Annotated in this window: 24 protein-coding genes and 1 pseudogene; 12 read left to right on the forward strand and 13 right to left on the reverse strand. The window is 70.4% G+C overall.

Annotated features, from left to right (window positions below; translation table 11 throughout):
- The first annotated feature begins 7 nt into the window (after positions 1-7).
- Entirely contained in the window at positions 8-427 is a 420-nt protein-coding gene (locus tag ACIQZO_RS28760; protein ID WP_109782626.1) for an arsenate reductase ArsC, read from the forward strand.
- Between the two features lie 24 nt (positions 428-451).
- Here ACIQZO_RS28760 and ACIQZO_RS28765 read toward each other — a convergent pair whose 3' ends face one another.
- From ACIQZO_RS28765 to ACIQZO_RS28780, 4 genes and pseudogenes are all read right to left on the reverse strand, one after another.
- On the reverse strand, positions 452-1,726 hold the full coding sequence (locus ACIQZO_RS28765) for an APC family permease (protein WP_403631501.1): 1,275 nt from the start codon (positions 1,724-1,726) through the stop codon (positions 452-454).
- A 125-nt stretch (positions 1,727-1,851) separates the two neighbouring features.
- Positions 1,852-2,609, reverse strand: a pseudogene (locus ACIQZO_RS28770) (TSUP family transporter).
- A 142-nt stretch (positions 2,610-2,751) separates the two neighbouring features.
- Positions 2,752-3,522, reverse strand: a complete 771-nt coding sequence (locus ACIQZO_RS28775) for a cysteine desulfurase family protein (RefSeq protein ID WP_403631502.1) — start codon at positions 3,520-3,522, stop codon at positions 2,752-2,754.
- Positions 3,519-4,196: an ArsR/SmtB family transcription factor gene (locus ACIQZO_RS28780; RefSeq protein ID WP_403631503.1), complete on the reverse strand. Its 678-nt coding sequence runs from the start codon at positions 4,194-4,196 to the stop codon at positions 3,519-3,521. Before ACIQZO_RS28780 ends, ACIQZO_RS28775 begins: the two co-directional genes overlap by 4 nt.
- An 86-nt stretch (positions 4,197-4,282) precedes the next feature.
- Here ACIQZO_RS28780 and ACIQZO_RS28785 point away from each other — a divergent pair, with 86 nt between their 5' ends.
- On the forward strand, positions 4,283-5,653 hold the full coding sequence (locus ACIQZO_RS28785) for a rhodanese-like domain-containing protein (RefSeq protein WP_403631504.1): 1,371 nt from the start codon (positions 4,283-4,285) through the stop codon (positions 5,651-5,653).
- Positions 5,650-6,924: an MFS transporter gene (locus ACIQZO_RS28790; RefSeq protein WP_403631505.1), complete on the forward strand. Its 1,275-nt coding sequence runs from the start codon at positions 5,650-5,652 to the stop codon at positions 6,922-6,924. The genes ACIQZO_RS28785 and ACIQZO_RS28790 overlap by 4 nt, the downstream gene beginning before the upstream one ends.
- Positions 6,925-7,406: 482 nt before the next feature.
- Here the strand turns inward: ACIQZO_RS28790 and ACIQZO_RS28795 are convergent, their stop codons facing one another.
- The 3 genes from ACIQZO_RS28795 to ACIQZO_RS28805 form a co-directional block, all read right to left on the reverse strand.
- Entirely contained in the window at positions 7,407-7,811 is a 405-nt protein-coding gene (locus tag ACIQZO_RS28795) for a hypothetical protein (RefSeq protein ID WP_403631506.1), read from the reverse strand.
- 74 nt (positions 7,812-7,885) lie between these two features.
- Entirely contained in the window at positions 7,886-8,284 is a 399-nt protein-coding gene (locus ACIQZO_RS28800) for a roadblock/LC7 domain-containing protein (RefSeq protein WP_403631507.1), read from the reverse strand.
- A 40-nt stretch (positions 8,285-8,324) separates the two neighbouring features.
- Positions 8,325-8,969 carry a hypothetical protein gene (locus ACIQZO_RS28805; RefSeq protein WP_403631508.1) on the reverse strand — a complete coding sequence of 215 codons (645 nt, stop codon included), beginning with the start codon at positions 8,967-8,969 and terminating at the stop codon, positions 8,325-8,327.
- 547 nt (positions 8,970-9,516) lie between these two features.
- Between ACIQZO_RS28805 and ACIQZO_RS28810 the strand changes: the two genes are divergently transcribed.
- The 8 genes from ACIQZO_RS28810 (at position 9,517) to ACIQZO_RS28845 (ending at position 14,611) form a co-directional block, all read left to right on the forward strand.
- Positions 9,517-9,948, forward strand: coding sequence for a hypothetical protein (locus ACIQZO_RS28810; protein ID WP_403631509.1), 432 nt, complete (start codon positions 9,517-9,519; stop codon positions 9,946-9,948).
- A gap of 580 nt (positions 9,949-10,528) precedes the next feature.
- Positions 10,529-10,870: an ArsR/SmtB family transcription factor gene (locus tag ACIQZO_RS28815; RefSeq protein WP_403631510.1), complete on the forward strand. Its 342-nt coding sequence runs from the start codon at positions 10,529-10,531 to the stop codon at positions 10,868-10,870.
- A gap of 68 nt (positions 10,871-10,938) precedes the next feature.
- A complete protein-coding gene (locus tag ACIQZO_RS28820; RefSeq protein WP_403631551.1) occupies positions 10,939-12,582 on the forward strand; it encodes a SulP family inorganic anion transporter in 1,644 nt (547 codons plus the stop codon).
- Positions 12,579-13,001, forward strand: coding sequence for a pyridoxamine 5'-phosphate oxidase family protein (locus tag ACIQZO_RS28825; protein WP_403631511.1), 423 nt, complete (start codon positions 12,579-12,581; stop codon positions 12,999-13,001). Before ACIQZO_RS28820 ends, ACIQZO_RS28825 begins: the two co-directional genes overlap by 4 nt.
- Positions 12,998-13,429, forward strand: a complete 432-nt coding sequence (locus tag ACIQZO_RS28830; RefSeq protein ID WP_403631512.1) for an ATP-binding protein — start codon at positions 12,998-13,000, stop codon at positions 13,427-13,429. The genes ACIQZO_RS28825 and ACIQZO_RS28830 overlap by 4 nt, the downstream gene beginning before the upstream one ends.
- A gap of 18 nt (positions 13,430-13,447) precedes the next feature.
- On the forward strand, positions 13,448-13,873 hold the full coding sequence (locus ACIQZO_RS28835; RefSeq protein WP_403631513.1) for an anti-sigma factor antagonist: 426 nt from the start codon (positions 13,448-13,450) through the stop codon (positions 13,871-13,873).
- A 5-nt stretch (positions 13,874-13,878) separates the two neighbouring features.
- Positions 13,879-14,091 carry an alkylphosphonate utilization protein gene (locus ACIQZO_RS28840; RefSeq protein WP_403631552.1) on the forward strand — a complete coding sequence of 71 codons (213 nt, stop codon included), beginning with the start codon at positions 13,879-13,881 and terminating at the stop codon, positions 14,089-14,091.
- A gap of 178 nt (positions 14,092-14,269) precedes the next feature.
- Entirely contained in the window at positions 14,270-14,611 is a 342-nt protein-coding gene (locus tag ACIQZO_RS28845) for an ArsR/SmtB family transcription factor (protein WP_403631514.1), read from the forward strand.
- Positions 14,612-14,734: 123 nt separating this feature from the next.
- Here ACIQZO_RS28845 and ACIQZO_RS28850 read toward each other — a convergent pair whose 3' ends face one another.
- The 6 genes from ACIQZO_RS28850 to ACIQZO_RS28875 all read right to left on the reverse strand — a co-directional run bounded on the left by ACIQZO_RS28850 (position 14,735) and on the right by ACIQZO_RS28875 (position 19,739).
- Positions 14,735-14,896, reverse strand: a complete 162-nt coding sequence (locus ACIQZO_RS28850; RefSeq protein ID WP_403631515.1) for a DUF6126 family protein — start codon at positions 14,894-14,896, stop codon at positions 14,735-14,737.
- 103 nt (positions 14,897-14,999) lie between these two features.
- Positions 15,000-15,185, reverse strand: a complete 186-nt coding sequence (locus ACIQZO_RS28855; protein WP_403631516.1) for a hypothetical protein — start codon at positions 15,183-15,185, stop codon at positions 15,000-15,002.
- A 573-nt stretch (positions 15,186-15,758) separates the two neighbouring features.
- A complete protein-coding gene (locus ACIQZO_RS28860; protein ID WP_403631517.1) occupies positions 15,759-16,418 on the reverse strand; it encodes a uracil-DNA glycosylase in 660 nt (219 codons plus the stop codon).
- A gap of 386 nt (positions 16,419-16,804) precedes the next feature.
- Positions 16,805-18,061, reverse strand: coding sequence for an RICIN domain-containing protein (locus ACIQZO_RS28865; protein WP_403631518.1), 1,257 nt, complete (start codon positions 18,059-18,061; stop codon positions 16,805-16,807).
- A 35-nt stretch (positions 18,062-18,096) separates the two neighbouring features.
- Positions 18,097-18,942, reverse strand: coding sequence for an alpha/beta fold hydrolase (locus ACIQZO_RS28870; protein ID WP_403631519.1), 846 nt, complete (start codon positions 18,940-18,942; stop codon positions 18,097-18,099).
- A complete protein-coding gene (locus ACIQZO_RS28875; RefSeq protein WP_403631520.1) occupies positions 18,939-19,739 on the reverse strand; it encodes an inositol monophosphatase family protein in 801 nt (266 codons plus the stop codon). The genes ACIQZO_RS28870 and ACIQZO_RS28875 overlap by 4 nt, the downstream gene beginning before the upstream one ends.
- A gap of 140 nt (positions 19,740-19,879) precedes the next feature.
- On the opposite strand from ACIQZO_RS28875, the gene ACIQZO_RS28880 reads away from it, so the two are divergent.
- Complete coding sequence (locus ACIQZO_RS28880; RefSeq protein ID WP_403631521.1) at positions 19,880-20,887, forward strand: Lrp/AsnC family transcriptional regulator; 1,008 nt, start codon at positions 19,880-19,882, stop codon at positions 20,885-20,887.
- Positions 20,888-21,259: the final 372 nt, after the last annotated feature.

The raw sequence follows: 21,259 nt of genomic DNA on the forward strand, positions 1-21,259 counted from the left end.
AGAACAGATGTCCTCCGCTCCTGCCGCCTCCGTCCTGTTCGTCTGCATCCACAACGCGGGCCGCTCCCAGATGGCCGCCGGGTTCCTGCGCCACCTCGCCGGCGACCGCGTCGAGGTCCGCTCCGCCGGCTCCGTGCCCGGCGAGCAGATCAACCCCTCCGCCGTCGCCGCCATGGCCGAGCTGGGCATCGACATCTCCGACCAGAAGCCCAAGGTCCTCACCCCCGAGGCCGCCCAAGCCTCCGACTACATCATCACCATGGGCTGCGGCGACGCCTGCCCGTACTTCCCCGGCAAGACCTACCTCGACTGGCAGCTCGAAGACCCGGCAGGCCAGGGCGTCGAGGCCGTCCGCCCCATCCGCGACGCGATCAAGGGCCTCATCGAGGGACTCATCGCCGAGATCGACGCCAAGTCGAACGCCTGAGAGTCACCTGACTGCGGGCGGCTGTCACGCCCGCCGGGCCAGTGCTCGCCGGAGCCCGAACGCGGCGGCACCGAGGCCGAGTACCGCGGCCCCGGTCAGGACGGAGGAGAGCGGCAGGGCGAAGGCGAGGACGAGGCAGCCCGCCAGGCCGACGACGGGAATCACCCGGGCCGGGCGACCCTCGGCCGGACTGAGGGTGAAGGCAGAGGCGTTGGCCACGGCGTAGTAGGCGAGCACGCCGAACGAGGAGAAGCCGATCGCCCCGCGGACGTCTCCGGTCGCGGCAACGGTGGCCACGACGGCGCCGACGAGGAGTTCGGCCCGGTGCGGGACCTTGTACTTCGGGTGGACAGCGGCCAGGGCGTGGGGCAGGTGGCGGTCACGGGCCATGGCCAGGGTGGTCCGGGAGACGCCGAGGATGAGGGCGAGCAGCGAGCCCAGGGCCGCGACCGCCGCACCGACCCGTACGACCGGGACCAGCCAGTCCGCTCCCGCCGCCCGGGCTGCCTCCGTCAGCGGCGCCTCGGCAGCCGCGAGGCCGTCAGGGCCGAGGACGAGCAGCACCGACACGGCGACGGCGGCGTACACGACGAGGGTGATGCCGAGCGCGAGCGGGACAGCCCGCGGGATGGTGCGGGCCGGATCGCGGACCTCCTCCCCCAGGGTGGCGATCCGGGCGTAGCCGGCGAACGCGAAGAACAGCAGCCCCGCCGCCTGCAGGATGCCTCCGAAGGAGGCGTCCGAGCCGACGTCCAGCCGCGCCGCGTCCACCTCACCAGAGGTCAGCGAGGTGACCACCACCGCGGCGAGGACCGCCAGAACCACAGCAACGATGACCCTGGTCAGCAGCGCCGACTTCTGCACGCCCGCGTAGTTCACCGCGGTCAGCGCCACCACCGCGGCCACCGCGACCACGTGGGCCTGACCGGGCCAGAGATAGGAGCCGACGGTCAGGGCCATGGCCGCGCACGAGGCCGTCTTGCCCACGACGAACGCCCAGCCGGCCAGGTAGCCCCAGAACTCGCCCAGTCGTTCGCGGCCGTAGACGTAGGTGCCGCCGGACGCCGGATAGAGGGCGGCCAGGCGGGCGGAGGAGGTGGCGTTGCAGTAGGCGACGACCGCCGCGACGGCCAGGCCGAGGAGCAGTCCGGAGCCTGCGGCCCGGGCGGCAGGGGCGAGGGAGGCAAAGATGCCTGCGCCGATCATCGAGCCGAGCCCGATCAGCACCGCGTCCGACACCCCCAGGCGCCGCTGAAGCTGCTCCGGGACCCCGGGCACGGGTGTGGGGGTGCTGCTCAACGTCGTCTCTCCTGGTGGCTGTGCCGCTCATGGCTCTTGTGGACCGCGCAGACGATAGGCGATCGAAGTGAACACGAGATGGCTCCGTCCGAGCGGCAGACACCGCCCCGCCCCCGGCGGTCCGCTCAGGCAAGGGCCTGGAGCGCGTAGAGCGCGCCGAGGGCTGCGGCGAGGGTGCCGAGCAGGAGGCGCAGCGCGGTCTCGGGCAGCCGTGGCTGGAGGCGCGCGCCGAGGTAGCCGCCAACCAGGCCTCCGACGCCGCACGCCAGGCCGAGCCACCAGTCGGGGGCGATGTCCCCGGTGCTGACCTGGGACAGCACGGCGTAAGTGGCGGCGCCGCCGATCGAGGTGGCGAAGGTCGCGGCGAGGGCCGCCGGCGCCACCCGCGTCAGGGGCAGCCCGCGGGCGGCCAGGATGGGCCGAGGAGGGAACCGCCGCCGATCCCGTAGATCCCGCCGACCACGCCCACCGCCACGGCCAGGGTGGTGAGGGCGCCCGGGGACGGCTCCGCGGGCGCGGTGGTACGACCTCGGGACGGGACGAGAGTGCGGAGGCACAGCCACAGTCCGAGGGGGAGCAGCAGGGCGGCGATCAGGAGTCGGAAGACGCCGGGGCCGGGAAGGGCGTAGACGCGGATCGCGGCGCCGAGGACGACGCCCGGAAGGGTGCCCGCGACGAGGCGGCGGGCCAGGCTGCCTCGCAGGGCTCCGTCGCGGCGGTACCGCCACAGGGCACCCGGCCCGGCCACCACGTTGAACAGCAGATTCGTCGGGGTGATCGCCGGAGACGGCACTCCGAACACGCTCAAGTGCACCGGCAGGAGGAACACGGCACCCGAAACCCCGACCGGAGCCGTCACGACCGCGATGAGCAGACCGGCCATCAGCCCGGCCGGCAACGTCCACTCCACCTACCCCGCTCCTTAGCCTGGCGCCGGGCCAGTATCGACCGGGGGCAGCGGGGGCGGACAGTCCTGCAACAAAGTGTTCACACATCAGCCGGACCTCACCCTGTGGCGGTGGGCATCACGGTGGCACGGGGGGGGTGAAGGGGCGCCGGCCGGGCGAAGTGCCCGAAGGCCGGTTCACCGTGTTGCGGCGACGAGCAGTGTGGCCGCCGTCTCGATCTCGGCCTGCGTGGTCCACCGGCCCAGCGACAGCCGCAGCCGACGATGGTGAGGAGGTCCACGCCCAGGGCCTGGACGTCGAGGGGACCTTGCCCGCCGCCTGGGCGGCGTCGCAGTGGAAGAGCGCGCCCCGTGCGTGGGCGAGGTCGGCGAGTTCGGCGACGGGCTGGAGGGCGCCGGTCTCGTTGTTGGCGGCCATGACCGATACGAGGACCGTGTCGTCGGTGAGCGCCTCCGCGAGGTCGGCCGGTTTCACCAGGCCCACGCGGTCCACGGGCAGGATCGTGATCCGCGCGCCGTGGAGGCGTTGGAGTGCGCGGCAGGTCTCCAGTACCGCCGGGTGCTCGGTGGCCTGGGTGATCACGTGCGGGTGGGGGCGGCCGGCGGCGAGGACCGCGCCGCGCAGGGCGAGCAGGTCGGCCTCCGAGCCGGAGCCGGTGTAGACGAGCTCCTCGGGTCGGCCGCCGATGAGGGCGGCGACCTGCGCGCGGGCGGCAGCGAGGGCGCTTCGGAGTTCGGATCCGTAGGGGTGGCTGCTGGACGGGTTGCCGAAGAAGTGGGTCAGGTGCGGCGCCATCGCTTCCGCGACCCGCGGGTCGACCGGAGTGGTGGCGTTGTAGTCCAGGTAGACCGGTCCTTCGGCGAGGCCGGGGTGGGGCGGGAGGGTCATTCCTCGGCTCCTGCGGTGACGGGGAGGTCGGCGAGACGCCATTCGAGCATGCCGTCGCTGAGCCGGACCGCCTTTCGGCCACGGTCGCCGAGGAGGCGTACGGCGTCGTGGGCCATGACGCAGTACTCGCCCCGGCAGTAGGTCACGACCTCGACTCCGTCGGGGAGTTCACCGATCCGGTCGGCGAGTTCGGCGACGGGGATGGAGATGGCACCCGGAATGTGGCCGGCCGCGTACTCCTCGACCGGCCGGACGTCCAGTACGACCACATCCCCCGCCTCGACGCGGGCGAGCAGCTGCTCGCGCGTGACCTCGGGGCCGGGCTCGTCGCCGAGGTAGGCGGTGCGGGCGGGCTCGACCTTCGCCTGATGGGCGTGGGCGACCTTGCGCAGCAGGGCGTAGAGCGCGGCGACGTCCTCCCCGGCCAGCCGGTAGTGGATGCGCACGCCGTCGCGGCGGGTGGCGACCAGCCCGGCCTGCTTGAGGGCCTGGAGGTGGGCGGAGGCGGTGGTGAGGTTCAGCCCGGCGGCCTTGGCCAGGGCATCGACAGTGCGCTCGCCCTGGGCGAGGAGATCAAGCAGCTCCAGTCTCTTTCCGCTGGCCAGGGCCTTACCGGTGGCGGCGAAGGCCTCGTAGAGCGCGGCCTTCGCGGGGCTGGTGACGGCATCCGACATTGCTTCCTCCAAAGATCTATGGATTATTGTAATTGAGCGGGGCCGAGTCTGCCGCCGCATGCTCGTCATAGGTGAAAGGGCACGCCATGAGCTTCACAGATGATCACCTGATACCCCTGGTCGACCAGGGACTGGGCAACAGCGCCTACCTCGTCGACCTCGGGGACGGACGGGCCCTCGCCGTGGATGCGAGCCGCGACCTCCAGGCCCTCAGGGCGGCCGCCGCCCGGCGCGGACTGCGCGTGGCGTTCGCCGCCGACACCCACCTGCACGCCGACTTCCTCTCGGGCGCCGTACAGCTCGCCCACGACGACGGTGCCCGGGTACTGGCCTCCGCCACCGGGCACCGCGCCTTCCCCCACACCCCCCTCGGCGACGGGGACGAGACGGACCTGGGCGGCCTGACACTCCGGGCCCTGGCCACCCCGGGCCACACCGACGAGCACCTGTCCTTCCTGCTCCTCGACGGCCACCGGGAACTCGGCGTCTTCACCGGCGGCTCGATGATCGTGAACTCGGCCGCCCGCACCGACCTGCTCGGCGCCCACCGGACGGAAGAACTCGCCCGCGCCCAGTACCGATCACTCCGGAGCCTGGCCGAGCTCCCGGACGCGACCGCCGTCTGGCCCACCCACGGGGCCGGCTCCTTCTGCTCCGCCGTACAGAGCGACGAGCGCACCTCCACCATCGGCGCCCAGAAGCGGACCAACCCGCTGCTCGCCGCCCCCGACGAGGACACCTTCGTCCGGCAGCTCGTCGCCGGCCTGGGCACCTACCCGGACTACTTCGACCGCCTCGCGGAGGCCAACCGGCGCGGACCCGCGGTCCTGACCGCCGCCCCGCTGCTGCCCGCCCTCGACGCCGGGCAGGTCAAGGCCCTCCTGGCCGACGGCGGTCAGGTGGTCGACGTACGCCCGGCAGCCGACTACGCGGCCGGCCACATCCCCGGGTCGCTCTCGATCCCGCTGCGCGGGCAGTTCGCCACCTGGCTGGGCTGGCTCCTGCCCGACACCGCCCCCGTCGCGTTCGTCGTAGGCGACGAGCAGGACCTCGCCGAGATCGTGTGGCAGGCGTACAAGATCGGCTACGAGCGGCTCGCCGGCCGCCTCACCGGAGGCATGACGGCCTGGTTGGCAGACGGCAACGCACAGTCCACCACCGCCTTCGTCAAGGCCGACCAGGCCGCTGGCCGCCCTTACCTCGACGTCCGGCAGGACGCGGAGTTCGCAGCAGGGCACGTCCCCGGATCCGTCCACATCGAGCTGGGCGGCCTGGCAGCTGCAGCCCTGGACGCACCCAAGGGAGCGGTGGTGGCCTGCGGCCACGGCGAGCGGGCGATGACCGCCGCGAGCCTCCTCGAACGTGCCGGCCACAAAGGCGTCGCCGTCCTCGACGGCGGGCCCGCCGACTACGCGGCGGCCACCGGCCGGCAGCTCGCCCAGGGTGGGAACGCGTGAACGCTCCGTCCGCCGCACCCATCGATGCGGCCGGGCGCCCCGTACGCCTGGGCCTGCGGGAGAACCGGCTCCAGTTCACCCTGCTCGTCGTCGTCAACGTCTGCGTCGGCGGCCTCGTCGGCCTGGAGCGCACCACCGTCCCTCTGATCGGCACCGAGACCTTCGGCCTCACCAGCGGCCTGGCCGTCTTCTCCTTCATCATCGCCTTCGGCACCACCAAGGCGCTGACCAACCTCGCCGCCGGCGCCCTGACCGCCCGCTTCCGCCGCAAGCAACTCCTGATCACCGGCTGGCTGATCGGTATACCCGTCCCCTTCGCCCTCGCCTGGGCACCGTCCTGGGGCTGGATCGTCGCCGCCAACGTCCTCCTCGGCCTCAACCAGGGCCTGACCTGGTCGATGACCGTCAACATGAAGATCGACCTCGTCGGCCCCGCCCGCCGAGGCCTGGCCACCGGCCTCAACGAGGCGGCCGGCTATACCGCCGTCGGGGTCACCGCCCTCCTCACCGGCTACCTCGCCACCACTTACGGCCTGCGCCCGGTCCCCGAACTCATCGGCGTCGTCTTCGTAGCCGCCGGCCTCGCCCTCTCCCTCGTCGTCCGCGACACCGCCGCCCACGTCGCCCTCGAACTCGCCCACCACTCCAAGCCCCTGCCCACCGGCGAGGCCACCGGCCTGAAGGCCACGTTCGCCCGGACGTCCTGGCACAACCGATCGCTGCGCGGCGCCAGCCAGGCCGGCCTGGTCAACAACCTCAACGACGGCCTCACCTGGGGCGTCTTCCCCCTCCTGTTCACCGACCACGGACTCGGACTCGCCGCCGTCGGCCTGATCAAGGGCCTCTACCCGATCCTGTGGGGCCTCGGCCAGATCCCCACCGGCCACCTCGCCGACCGCATCGGCCGCAAACCCCTCATCGTCACCGGCATGCTGGTCCAATCCGTCGGCTTCGTCCTCGCCCTCGCCCTCCTGGACCGGCCCCTGCTCGCCGGAGTCCTCTCCGCCATCTTCCTCGGCCTGGGCACCGCGATGGTCTACCCGGCCCTGATCGCCTCCGTCTCCGACCACGCCCACCCCGCCTGGCGAGCCAACGCGCTCGGCACCTACCGCTTCTGGCGCGACATCGGCTACGCAGCCGGAGCCCTCGTCGCCGGCATCCTCGCGGACGCCTTCGGCCTCGACGCCACCGTGATCGCGGCCGCCGTACTCACCGCCTGCTCCGGACTCTTCGCGGCCCGCTGGATCACCGAACGCCCCGCCGACTGCTGACTGGGGTGCCGGAGGGGGCGCTACGGCACCGAAACGCTCTCTTCTCCGTCCTCGGAGCCCGGGTACTGCGGGTCGATCGGATAGTCCGCCATCAGCGGCCCACAGGCCCGAGCCATCTCAAGGAACTCGTCGTCGACTCCCGGATGAGGCAGGGCGTAGACATGAAGTACGCCCACCCGCTCGGCCACGGACATCCCTGAGAGCGCGGCATGAACTTCTCCACCGACTGCCCCTCACCTCTATGTGAGGGCATTCGGCCACCCCTCCGCCCATCCAGGCCGTGTCAGACCTCTGACTGGCTTTGTTCACAAGTACCGGCTCTCGTGAACAAAGCCTGACGCAACCCAACCTGGCAGTCGAGGAACAACTCGACGGCCATCCCCGGCCGCCCGGAGCCGGCCAAGGGTGATCAGTGGCGGGATTCCGTACCCGACTCCCCGCTACGAGGGGAGGACACGGGGGAACGTCGCCCGTGGCACGACCTACAGGTGACCGTGTTCCCTCAGGACCCGGCGGGCCTGCGCGAACAGCATGCCCACATTCACGGTCTTGCGGCACACGACCACGCCGACCACTTCGTCGGCGCTGTCGATCCGCAGGAAGAGGTGGGTCAGGTTGTCGCTGTTGACCAGGATCTCCTGAAAGTAGTGGCGGTCGCTCACGATCCCGCGGCGCTCCTTGAAGATTCCTTCGATCATCACCACGTTGCGCCCCTGGAAGAGGTCCAGCGTCGCCGCCGCCAGCATGTCGAGGACTTCCGGCGGGTGGGAGTCGACGGTCTCCACGGACAGCAGCATGCCGGTCGACATGTCGATGACCCCTGCGGCCACACAGTCGGGAACCTCCGAACGCATCCTCTTGACCAGGCTCGCGACCTGCTCGGACATGCTCTGGTTCCCATGGGGCCCTGCGCCGCTCATCGTGCTCCTTCGTTGTCTGTGTTGTTGTTCCAGCGCACCGGTCAGCTGCCCGCGGGTCGCGTGTTCGCCGAGGTGAGCAGCGCGCTCAGGCGCTGCAGGGAGGCCTGTGTCTCGGCGTGGAGGCGCCCGATGTCCAGGCCCGTGTCGCCGAGCACCCCGATCAGGGCCATGTCGCCGACGGCCTGGGCGACGAGGTAGCCGTCGGTGAACCGCGACACGGTGTGGTGGAGCAGCCCCTTGCTCGTCATGGACCCGGCGCGGCGGGCGATGCTGAGGGTCGCCGCGGTGAGCGCGGCCAGGCACTCCGGATCCGCGACGTCGTCGGTCTCGGCCGTGATCAGCAGACCGTCGACGGAGGCCACCACAACGTCGGTGACGCCGACGACCCGGTCCCGAAGCCCCCGCATCTCGGTGGCAAGTTGCGCATTCCTGGTTGTCACGAATCTCCTGTTGCACTCAAGGTGTTACCTGTCAGTGGGCTCAACGGTTTCCGCCGAGAGCCCTGTACTTGGCGAGGAGCGCCGGCGGGGGCTGCCAGTGGTCGGCCACAGGCCTCAGTGGCAGCACCTCCGTGACCTCGGTGATGCGGCTCGCACCAGGAAGGCGTTGCGGCAGCTGCGTCTGCGTGAGCTGGCTGCCGACGGGATTGGGAGGCGAAGACGGTACTGCAGGACTCTGGGCATCGGCCGAGACCACCGTCTCCATCAGGCCTTCGCCCATCAGCCGCGAGACCTCGACGGTGACGGCGTACAGGCTCCGGCCGAGCAGGAAGGCGATGTCCCGGACACTGCGACGGCCGTTGGCCCGCAGCAGGATCTCCCTGCGCTCACCGGTAGCCGCGTTGGCGAGCCATGCCGAGCCGGCATAGGTCCGGGCAAGCCGGCTGCGGAACGGAGAGAGGGACTGCGCAAGAGCACCCAGGACCCGAATCCGCCTTCCCGCTTCCTCCACCAGCCATTCCGGTTCGATGCCATCCGGGGCAGCCAGGCGGCAGGTGCGGGCCTCCCGGTCGAAGGTGAAGTCGTTGATGCGGCCCATCCCCACGGCCAGGGCTCCGTCCAGCGCGGCCATCACACACATCAGCTGCAGTTCCGCGCTGCCGACCAGTTCCTGGGCGATCAGCACGGCCCCGACGCGGCCGTCCGCGGCACACGACCGGGTGACCGACGCCCAGTCGAGCTCGCTCACCCGGCCCGAGCGCAGGAGTAGCGTCTCGACTCCCGGGGCGCCGGGTGAAGCCACTTCGACGAGGACGCCACACCGAAGGTGGAAGGATCCTCCAGGTTCCCCCGACACCATCAGCGCCCCGGTGAGCCTGCCCTGCGACACCTCGGTGAGTGCCCTGGCCAGGTCAAGCCCCGTCGCTCTTGATGGTTTCCGGCGCGGTGCCGGTACATCAATGTCTGACATGTCCCTGCAATCAGCCGCTCTCTCCATGGACGCCGCAACTGGGAACCACAAGGCCAGTCCGGTAATCGCACCATATCCAGACAGGCAGATCATTCGATCAAAAGTCCCATTAATGATCGCTTTATGTCATTATCCGAGCACTTATGCCTTGTTCGTGGTGCTCAGCCTTCATCTCGGCGAGAAATACTCGCTCACACAACGCGGCGGAAGACGGGCCGCTGATGCCCGAGCAGCGGGATCGCGGATACAGACGGCGCCGAGGGTGATTCGCCAGGACGAGATCGACCGTCACCTGGCCACGGCCGTGCGGGTTCACTGGGGCGTCACCGGTGCCGCCGACGACCTGGGCGCTGAGGTTGACGGAGGTGATCTCGGCTCAGCGGCCGACCTGTTGAGGACCGAGCATGCCGCACAGCGCGGCGAGCTCGAGGAGGTCGGCCTCGGTGACCTCGGCCCGCGCCGCCCCGCCATGACGCACAACGGCCAGCAGCCCTCGGTCGCACAGCGCATCTACTCGGAGAGTCGTTCCGCCGACGCCGATCTACTCGCCGACATCCAGCCTCCGCAGGAGTGCTCGCGACGGTCGCCGTCGGTCAACGGGGACCAGCGGTACATGCGCCCGCCTCGCGCTCACAACCGGCGGACGCCTCCCCTGCGCCGGACGCCCCGGGGGCGCGGGGCCAGGAACCAGTGAAATCGATTCCGCCGACGCCGCTCACTGTCCGCGTGGCCGGTTCCGGAAGGTGGGGATCAGTCCTGCCGACTGGTGGAGGCGAGGACGATCACCTGCGGCCGCACCGCAGTTCACTACAGAACATGACGGTCGAACGGCCTTGACGTCGCGCCGCCAAGGCCGGCGTCCGGCACCTCCACCGCATACAGAAGGCCGTCTTGCGTGGCGGCGCGGGCGCCCCGACCGGGCGCAGAGCCCGGCCGGGGAGTCGGCGCTGCATGTCGGGCAGCTCCTGCCCGACATCGCCCACGTGTACTGCTCCTCATGTCCCGGCCGGTGCAGAGCCGCGGACGGCCTAAAACCCGGCCTCCGAAGCGGATGACTCGGGCTTCTTGGCCTCGTCGGCAACGACGGGGCCCGCCTCTGCGGCGATCACCGCCGCGCCGACAGGCGCATCCGGCGACCTCGGCGCCGGACTCTCGCCATCAGTTGCAGAATTCTGCAATTACATACATTCTGAGTTTGTCGTGTTCGCAGGTGGCCGTGGGTACAGCCGGTGGCGCTTTCCCCAACAGCCGGGTGATCAGGAGGGTGGTCGGAGATGCCGGTTCCGCTGTACGAGGCGAAGGCCGAGTTCTTCCGGATGCTCGGACACCCGGTGCGCATACGCGTCCTGGAGCTGCTCCAGGAGGGTCCGATGCCGGTACGCGGCCTCCTCGCGGCGATCGAGGTGGAGGCGCCCACGCTGTCCCAGCAACTGGCGGTCCTGCGCCGGTCGGGCATCGTGACCGCGACCCGTGAAGGCTCCACCGTGGTCTACGAGCCGGCCGGCGGGAACGTCGCACAGCTCATGGCTTCCGCTCGCCGGATCCTGACCGACGTGCTGGCCGGGAAGTCGCAATTGCTGGAGGAGCTGGGCGAGAACGGGGGGCGGACCTCGTGACCGTGGTGGCCGGTTCCGTACTGCGACGGGTGAGGGCTGTGCTGCCGACCCGGGCCGATGTCGCCGTGATGGCCACCGCGCCCCGGCGGGATCTGCTGGCCGGGGTGACGGTCGCGATCGTCGCGCTTCCCCTCGCGCTGGGCTTCGGTGTCTCCTCCGGCCTCGGCGCCGAGGCGGGGCTGGCGACCGCGGTGGTCGCAGGCGCGCTGGCGGCGCTGTTCGGCGGCTCGAACCTCCAGGTCTCAGGCCCGACGGGCGCCATGACCGTGGTACTGGTGCCGATCGTGGCCGAGCACGGGTCGGCCGGTGTGCTGACCGTCGGACTGATGGCCGGCATCCTGCTGATCGCCCTCGCACTGGCGCGGGCCGGGCAGTACATGCGCTACGTGCCCGCGCCGGTCGTGGAGGGCTTCACCCTGGGTATCGCTTGCGTGATCGGCCTGCAGCAGGTCCCGGCCGCGCTCGGCGTGGACAAGCCCGAGGGCGAAAAGGTCCTCGCCGTGGCCTGGCGGGCCCTGGTCGAGTTCGTCCAGCACCCGAACTGGCTCGCGACGGGTCTGTCCGTCGGGGTTGCCGCGGTGATGCTGGCGGGGGCGCGGTGGCGGCCGCAGGTGCCGTTCTCGATCGTCGCGGTCGTCTTCGCGACACTGGTCGTCGAGGTGTTCCACTTGGGCGGGGCGGCCCCGATCGGGAACCTGCCTTCCGGGCTGCCCGTCCCGTCGCTGGGGTTCCTGGACCTGTCCGCCGTCGGGTCGCTGCTGGCTCCGGCGGTGGCCGTGGCCGCACTCGCGGCCCTCGAGTCACTGCTGTCCGCGACGGTCGCCGACGGCATGACGGTGGGCCAGCGGCACGATCCCGACAAAGAGCTGTTCGGCCAGGGGATGGCGAACCTTGCGGCCCCGCTGTTCGGCGGCGTGCCGGCGACGGCGGCGATAGCCCGGACCGCGGTCAACGTCCGCGCCGGCGCCACCTCCCGGCTGGCCGCCCTCAGCCACGCCCTCGTCCTCGCCGCAGTCGTCTTCGCTGCGGCCCCCCTCGTCGCCCGCATCCCGCTGGCCGCGCTCGCCGGGGTACTGCTGGCCACCTCCATCCGGATGGTCGAGGTCGGCTCGCTGCGCGCCATGATCAAGGCCACCCGCGCCGACGCGGCCGTCCTCGTCCTGACGGCGGTCGCGACCCTTGCCCTGGACCTCGTGTACGCGGTGATCCTCGGGCTCGCCGTGGCCTGCGCACTGGCGCTGCGCGCCGTCGCCAGGCAGGCCCGCATGGAACAGGTCGACGTACGGGCGGACCTGCCGGGAGAGCACAGCGCCGAGGAGCACGCGCTGCTGGCTGAGCACATCGCGGCCTACCGGATCGACGGCCCGCTGTTCTTCGCCGGCGCCCATCGCTTCCTCCTCGAATTGTCCGAAGTCGCCGACGTCCGTGCGGTGATCCTGCGCATGTCCCGCGTGACGACCGTGGATGCGACGGGCGCCCTGGTCCTGAAGGACGCGGTGGACAGGCTGCACCGGCGCGGCATCGCCGTGTTCGCCTCCGGGATCCGGCCCGGACAGCGCCAGGCCCTCGATGCCGTCGGCGCCCTGGAGCTGCTGGAGCGTAGCGGGGAGTACGCCACCACTCCCGAGGCGATCGCCGCCGCTCACAAGCACCTCGAACGGGCCGGACTCCTGCCCCATCGCCCGCACCGGCTCCGGAAGGCCTCACGATGACCGTACCCACCGATCGGATGATGCTGGAGGTCTCCGGCACCGAAGCGCTCTGGCTCCTGGAAGGCGCCGGGCACGGACGGTTGGTCTACGTCCAGCGCAACCAGGCCATGCTCCGGCCCGCCTCGCATGTCCTGGAGCACGGGCAGCTGATCGTCCGAGCCCCCGTCCAGGTGCTCGTGGTGCTGTCCCGGACGGTCCTGACCTACCACTGTGAGGACATCCAACACCCGGCGGGAATCGGCTGGACCGCCACCGCCCACGGACCAGCCGACCCCATCACCCACCCGGACGAGGCCGCCCACTACCGGCGCACTCTGCCGGGCTGGGCACATGGCCCCCACGACACCCTGTTGCGCCTGACCCCACATTCGGTCACGGGATTCCGGCTGGCTCGCCCCAGGACGGAAGGTTCGCGATGACGACCGGCGTGCAGGCCGAGACCCTGCCCTGTCGGCACGTGCTGACCCTGCCCGCAATGGGATCGGCCGTGCGGATGGCGCGGGAGACCACTGAGCTGATCCTCGTCGAGGCCGGGATCGGACTGCGGCACCCGAGTCGGGGGCCGGCCCTTCTGATCCTGTCCGAGCTCGTCACCAACGTCATCCGCCATGCCGCCGCGTGCTCGCCCACCCTGACCATCACCTACACGGCCGGTCCCGGCGCGTTCGCGTTCGCCGTGCACGACCGCCACCCCTACCAGCCCGCTCCCTGCCAAGCCCTGGCCGCCGCCCCGCACAGCGGTCTGGCCATGGTGGCAACGATGACGGTGGAACTCGGCGGTACCGCACCCGTCCGCCCCGACGCGGACGGGTGCGGGGAGAGCATCTGCATCACCCTCCCCGTATAGACGAGAAAGAACGAGGCCATGACGATCGAGTGGCAGTACACCGCCCACGACCACCTGGGCGTGCTGTCCCTGTCCGGGTACCTGGGCGGTGATGCGGCCGACCGGTTCACCGGCGCCGTCGGCTGGGCCGTGGCCCGCGGGACGGGGCCGGTCATCCTCGACCTCGCCGGACTGCTGGGCTGGTCCGCCGGCGGACAGCTCGCCGTCGCCCAGGCCGCCCGCACCCTCGCCGCCCACGGCAGGAACCTGGAGATGGCGGCGATCCCCGCGGACGGCTCCCTCGTACCCGACGCCTCATGCCCCGACATCCCCGTACACGCCGAACTCGCCGCCGCTCTGGCTGCCCACCAGCAGGCCGGCGGCCAGAACCACCGGTGGCGCACCGGAGAACGGCCCGCACCTGCTGCGGGCTCCGAGCCCGAACACGAAGGAAGAACCCTGTGAGCGACATGGTCGTGAAGGACTCCAACGGGAACCCCCTAACCGAGGGTGACTCCGTCACCGTCATCAAAGACCTGAAGGTCAAGGGGACCTCCGAGACCCTCAAGCGCGGCACCCTCGTCAAGAACATCCGCCTCACCAGCAGGCCGGGGGAGATCGAGTGCAACACCAGGAAGGTCAGGGGTCTGGTCCTGAAGACCGAATTCCTGAGAAAGGCCTGACCGCCCCAAGGACACACAGCCACCGGGGAGCGCGACTGTTCGAAAGTTGCAGGAATCTGCAATTGTGGAGGTCATACGAGTGCGGGGACACCAGGATGCCCCTCACGGCAAGCGTTGGGCGGATGAGGTGCCAGGTACACGGGCAGGCAAACAGGCGGAGCCGGGCGGGAACGCCCAGGTGAGTGCCCCGCTCTACCAGCTGAAGGCGGAGTTCTTCAAAACCCTCGGCCATCCGGTGCGCATTCGCGTCCTGGAGCTGCTCAGCCAGCGTGAGCACGCGGTCGCCGAGCTGCTGCCCGAGGTCGGCGTCGAAGCCGCGGCCCTGTCCCAGCAGCTCGCCGTACTGCGCAAGGCCAACCTGGTACTCACCCGCCGCGAGGGCGTCAACGTCCACTACCGGCTCGCCAGCGACGAGGTCGCCGAACTCCTGCGAGTTGCCCGCACCATCCTCTCCGGCGTCCTGCGCGGGCAGGCGGCCCTCCTCGCTGATCTCGACGCCACTGCTCCCCGACAGCTCTGAGCAGGGCCCACCAAGCCGGCGGCCGTCCTCCGAAGCGCGGGTTCAGCGCTTCTGACACCGGAAGACGGTCGCCCCGACCACCGGGGCCGTCGTTCGCGGTCCGGCACAGCACAGGCGTTCAGGTCACTTCTGAGCGTGCTGGCCCAGGTAAAACAGCAGGTACACGAACCCGGCGAACACGTGCGTGCCGAAGATGTAGAAGAAGGCACGCAGTGCGACGCCCTTCTCCTTCCACCTTTCCGCGTTCACGGGGCTCCGGCCCTCGCTGTCGGCCTGGTCGGTCATCGGGATCCCTCTCTCCTGTTTCGGCGTGGTTGACGGGACGACAAGGGCGAACGCGGACCCCCGCAAGCCGCGCGGTGGGACAACGGTGTTCACGCAGCCGGCCTCACGGGCCGGCTGACTCGTCGGCGTCGGGCACCGCAAGGCCGTGCTCGCGGGCCACCCGCAGCGCGTCTTCCAGCTCTTCCGCGGCTTGAGCCTCCTCGAAGGCGTCGCCGGCCTCGTGAGAGGCCGCCACACGAGATCGCGCCGCCCGGATCCGCTCCAGCGCCGCCTCCGGAAAACCGGCCACACCAAACCCCCACCCACATCGAGATCTAGTAAATTGCAGAACTCTGCAAGTCTAGCCCTTGCCGCGTCTCCGGCCATGATCCGCGCGTCGGGCCTCATGGGAGCAGAGCCCGGAACGTCGGATCCGCAGCAGGCATCGTAGTTCGAACGGGCGCACCTGGTATGCCGTGGTAACGACGGAAGCGCGCCGACGCGACGCCCATATCCGGGCGATCTGTCTGATGCCCGCTGCGAATTGATCAAGCCAGCACTCTCGGCCAGGCGCGACCCGAAGAATGCCGCCAAACATTCCATCTCGGGATGAAACGTCGGACGAAAACGACCTTTCCCGAGCTCGTGCATGGTGGGCGGTGGCCCGTCGCGAGAGGCCACCGCCCACCACGCACGCTCTCGTCAGACCGAAGGCCCGACCTGGTGACGCAGGCCGAGCCTTCGCGAAATCCGGATCACGGCTCTCTGCTTGACGGCGGGGGACCAGCCCGCTTTCCCGCACTATCGCGCACAGGAACGCGCAACGGCCAGATGATCCGGGGCCCTGCCAGCGCGGCCTGGGCCGCGTCGGCACTGCGGAGCTCTACGGCTGCCGGCCCGACCCGCGGAGCACGTCACCGACGCTCTGGTAGGAGTCCATTCTGTGCTGTGCCCGACGAGCACGTTCCTCCGGGTCCCGTACGAAGAGTGCCTGCCGTCCAGGGTGGTAGGTGCTGACCACTTGCAGAGTCCGGTCACCGATAACCGCGGGGTGAGTCTTGAGCAGGCGGCGCCACACGTCCTGGGCTTCGTTGCCCTGGAGAAGCACGACCTCGGTCTTCGGCATCAACTCCAGCAGTTGGTTCAGAGCCTCGACACCAGCCTGGAGCTCAGCCGCCTTCGGCGAGCGGTTGATGTACCAGGGGTAGGCGTTCCAGGGAGTGACGTCACACGGCGCGATCCCCGCCCCCTCGAAGATCAGGGCCTGAAGCTCCGCCGTCGGATCGTCGTTCTCGACGCACAGGAATCCGGAGCCGACGCCCTCCTGCGTCTTGGGACCCGGGTCCCGCAGAATGGACAGGACGCGAGCCTCCACTCCCCCGTGCCAGGGTGCGACGTGCGGCATCCAGCCACGTCCGTCCTGCTCGCGCAAGGCGTCGACCATCTCATTGATCGGACGAACATGGGGGGCATAACGTCCCCGCTCCTGCTCCATCCGGAACGCCTCTTCGCACATCCGTCGTGCCATGGTTTCCTCCAGCACCGGCCGACACCATCGCCGGGAACCCTATCGGGCACGTCTGACACTGCAGACCGCTCGATCGGACCCGTCCCGGCGACGAGTAGCGAAGCACGCGACGGAGGTTACGGACAGCCCTGCTGTCGGTGTAGCGCCCCGAGCGTCACACAGAGCTACACACCAGCCGGCCGTATCCGTACGAGAGCAGGGCCGGGAGTCGGCCTGTTCCGGAACCTGAGTCCGGGCACCATGAAAGGGCTAGCCGAAGCGAATCGAGGCGTCCGCACTGTTTCACCACGGCATCCATGTGCCTCGTCCTGAGAAGCCCGAGCGCGTTGTGCCGGATCACCTGGACGGTCGACGCCTACGAAAGTCTTGGGGGATCCGAATTTCTTACCGTCCTTGCCTCGTCAGGCGTCTCCGCCCTGCGTGGGGCCGCCGGTGACAGTGGTCTCGTCGAGGTACCACTGCTGTGCCGTGTCGGAGGCGGAACAGGTCCGCAGGCGCAGGGGCTCGCCGTTGGTGGTCGCGGTGAGGCAGCGGCCGTCGTGGGAGAGGATCTGGCGGACCCCGCCGGCCAGCGGACGCAGCGTCCATTCCTTGTTGTCCCCGCCCTGGTTCCAGGCCCACAGTTGAGCGAAATCGGCGTCGCCGTCGAGGGTGCGCTTGGGGTTGTTGTTGGCGTTGAGGACCTGTGCGGTGCTCGCGGCGACGGCGAGGGACCACTTGCCGTCCTTCCTCTTGTTCAGGGTCCATTTCTGCCAGACCGATGAGGTCCTGGTACGCGCGTCGATGCGGGTGCCGTTGCCGGTGTGGCCCCGGTACGGTTCGGCAACCAGGCCGGTCTTCTTGTTCCGCAGGACGGTGTAGGTGCCGGGCCGTAGCTGCGGCGGACTCTTGGGCACCCCGTTGCCGACTCGTTCGGCCGGGAGTGCGGGTGCCTGGGCGTTGCCGGGGTCGCTGGGAATGGCGGGCGTACCAGGGGTGAGGGGGTCGCCCGGGTCGGACGGTTGCGCGGAGTTGCCCGGCCGGTCGGGGGCCGGAGAGAAGGTGACGAGGGCGTCCTGGTGGGAGCAGGTATTGAACACCGAGGGGCCGCACTGCCAGGTGCGGGTCCGGGTGCTGCGCTGCCAGTAGCCGCCGAAGGCCCAGTTGAGGTAGCCGCCGTCCAGCTCGTTGAGGAAGGTTCCGCCGCCTTTGAAGATCCAGACGTGGTAGTTGTACTTCGCCTTGGAGAAGTCCGCCGGCAGCTCGTATCGGATGTCGAACTCCGCGGCCACATCGGTGAGAGCGGCGTGATAGGCGGTGCGGCGGCTGGTGTGGATTCCGTACTCGTCCCATTCATCGGTGTTGAAGATGACGAAGTTCTGGCGGCCGTCGAGTGCCAGGGAGAGCTGGCGTGTGAGTTCTTCGACGAAGACGTTCCGCAGCTGCCGGTTGTACGCGGAGTTCTCGGCGACGGCGTTGACGCAGCCGATGAGGGTGGCGGCTGTCTGCGAGTCGAAGGGGTTGCCCGCCAGGCCGGCGGCGTCCTTGCACAGCCGCTGGGCGGGGCTGTTGGGGTCGTACTCGGCCGCGCCGACGGGTGGGGCTGACAGCAGGGCGAGTGGCAGCACGGTGATCGCCGTGAGTAGCGCGAGGCGTTTGTGGCGCGCGTGTATCGGCATGTCGTCTCTCCTTGTTCAGGGCGCGGTGCGAGGGATCACGCTGCGAGGAACGGGATCAGCAGGCGGAGGAGCGCCTCGGGGCGGTTCAACGGGATGATGTGGCCGCAGTCATCGACGATGTGATCGACGAGGTCGTCGGCCAGCGGCCGCAGCTGGTTCGCGAGGGCGCCTCCCACGGGGCGGGCGCCGATGGCCATGGTGGGCATCGTGAGCCGCCCGTCGTCGGCTGCGCGGCGGATCTGGCGGGCACTGGTGGGCAGCGCGCGGTAGTACGAGAAGGCGCACCGCAGGGCCTCGGTACCTGTGTAGGCGCTGACGAACGCGTCCCGGATATCGGGGCGGACTCCCTGTCCGAGAGTGCCGGAGTCGAGGAACCAGTCGACGTACCGTTCTTCGTGGCCGGTCAGTAAGGTTTCGGCGAGGCCGGGAACCTGATGGAAGCCGAACCACCACGGCGGTCCGCCGACGAGGAACTCCTCGGCACCCGGCAGGGTTCCCACCAGGGATTCCATGAGGACCAGCCGACCGACGAGCGCGGGGCGGCGCATGGCCAGCAGAAAGGCGGGCGGGACCCCGGCGTCGATGGCGACCACGGCCGCGGACCTCTCACCGAGCGCGTCCAGGAGGGCTTCCGCGTCGGCCGCGAGGGTGGCGGCGTCGTAGCCGTCCGCCGCCCGGGTGCTGGCTCCGAAGCCCCGCAGGTCCGGGGCGATGACCCGGTACCGGTCGGCGAGTGCGGGCAGGACGTCGGTCCACAGCCGCCACGTGTGCGGGAACCCGTGCAGCAGCAGGACGGCCGGCCCCTCGCCGACCGTTGCCACGTTCAATTCGACGCCGTTCACCGGGATGCGGTGCAGCCGCACCGCAGGCCCGCCGTTCACGCGGCGCTGTCTGCGGGGACGGTCGAGAGCACGCGCAGTACGTCGGCGTGCAGCGCCGCCGGAGCGGCGACGAAGCTGGCCGAAGCAGGTGTCCAGGCGTTGCCGTCGGCGTCGGTGACCAGTGCTCCGCCCTCGCGGGCTATCAGAGCACCCGGCAGGAGGTTGTTCGCGTCCTCGCCGTACTCCCAGAAGACGTCCACGTGCCCGGATCCCACCTGGGCGACCTGAAGGGCCGTCGGGCCGAGGTTGCGGACGGCGAGCGTGTGCCGCAGCATCGCCGTCAGCGAGGCGCCCGCCCGCTCCGGCTCCCTGTTGTACGGGGGCTGGCTCGTGCAGGCCAGCGCCGCCGCGAGGCTCTTGCCCGAGGCCTTGAGCGGCCGGCCGTTGAGATGAGCGCCACCGCCCTCCACAGCGGTGTAGAGGAAGCCCAGGTGCGGTGCGTCCAGCACGGCCAGAACGGGACGGCCCTCGGCGACCAGAGTGACCGTCACACCCCAGTACGGCAGACCCTGGAGGAAGTGCACCGCCCCGTCGACGGCGTCGCACACCCACTGCTCCCCCGCGGCCGCCACCGCCGTGCCGATCTCGTCCGGCGCCCAGCGCGCCTGCGGCCGCAGGAGTCCGAGCCGCTCGCGCAGCAGCTCCGATGCCGGCGCGTCGACCATCCGGAACACTGCGATCACTCCGTCGACGTCCGGTCCGCCCACCGCCGAGGCCGTGTGCCGGGCCGCCACGAACGCCCCCACCTCGCGGACCACCTTCACCACGTGCGGCAGCAAGTCCTGATATCCGCTCATGCCCGTAACTCCTTTACCAGTGCACGCCGTCCGGCGCTCAGTCGAACCGGACGCGCATCCGGCGGCCGGTGACACCACAATGGCGCGACCAGCAGCTCAAGCAGCTCTGCCCGGAACCGATATGGCGGATACTGGACTCCATGCTTACCAGAACTGCGGATTCCGGCGTCACCCTCGACGCACTGGACCGGAGCGTCGTCGGGGCCCTGCAGATCGACGGCCGCGCTGAGATCTCCCGCATGGCCGCGGTCCTGGGCGTCTCGCCCCGCACTGTCACCCGCCGCCTCCACCGCCTCCTGCACGCGGGGGCGCTGCGTGTGGTGCGTACGACGGCGACGGCGCAGGCCGTCGGCGCGACCGTGCTCCGGGTACGGGTACTGCGGGGGAAGATCGACACGATCGCGGAATCGTTCGCCAAGCGCCCCGACGTGCTGACGGCGGACATCGTCCTGGGCGGCGAGGAGATCAACGTCGTTCTCACCGGTGGCCCACAGAGCCGCGACAGGCTGCTCCACCACCAGCTTCCCGCCACCGGGGCCATCACCTCCACCACCGCCCACAGCGTCCTCCACGTCTTCGCCGACGCAGCGCACTGGCGGGCCGACGTCCTGACGGCCGACCAGGTGGCGGCCCTCGCCCCGGGCCCTTCCCGTGACGAGGCGTGCCCGACGGACGCACTCGACGACCGTCTCCTCGAACTCCTCCGCGACGACGCCCGCCTGCCGCAGGCCACCCTGGCCCAGCTCACCGGCACCCCGGAAAGCACGGTCCGCCGCCGACTGCACCGCCTGACCGACGCCGGAATGCTGCGGACCCACGCGGTCGTCGACCCCCGCCTGCTCGGCATGGACATCGACGCCGCCCTCTGGCTGCACGTACCCCCCGCACGGTTGCGGGAGGCGGGCCGGACCCTGGCCGCCCACCGCTACACCCACGCCGTCGCGGCCACCACCGGGCCCGCCAACCTGATCGCCGCCGTGTACTGCCCTGACCTGACGGCCCTGTACACCTTCACCACCGATGTGCTCGGTCCCCTCGGCATCACCTCGGCCGAAACGGCGATCATCGCCCGAACCGTCAAACCTGTAGGCGCCCAGCACAGGCCGAGGCCACAAGAACCCGCCTGTGCAACCCCAGCCCGTGCCTGAACAGGCCCACGACCATCCCGACGCCCGTCATCGCAGCGGCTGATCGGCCGCTCGGCGCCGGATCCGCCCCCGATCAACGCGGACAGTCCACGGATCGGGGGCGCTCCTGATCTTGGTCGGGGTAGCTCCGGGGCTGCGCAGGCAATGTGAGTTCGTCAGGGCAAACAGGCCGCGTCCAAGACGCGCTGGTGGTGTCGTGAACACATGCAGCTCACGCCACTTATCCCCTGTGCGCGGTAGACTCCCAAGCCCGTGGCGCGGGTACGTTTCCCGTCGTGCTGGTATGCAGGCCCAGGTCAGCGACCTGGGGGTCAACCAGGCAGGCATACGTCACGCGGCAAGCCCCGGGCCACGCCGCCTACATAGAGCCCA

Source organism: Streptomyces sp. NPDC097617 (genome assembly GCF_044761485.1).
Classification (GTDB): domain Bacteria; phylum Actinomycetota; class Actinomycetes; order Streptomycetales; family Streptomycetaceae; genus Streptomyces.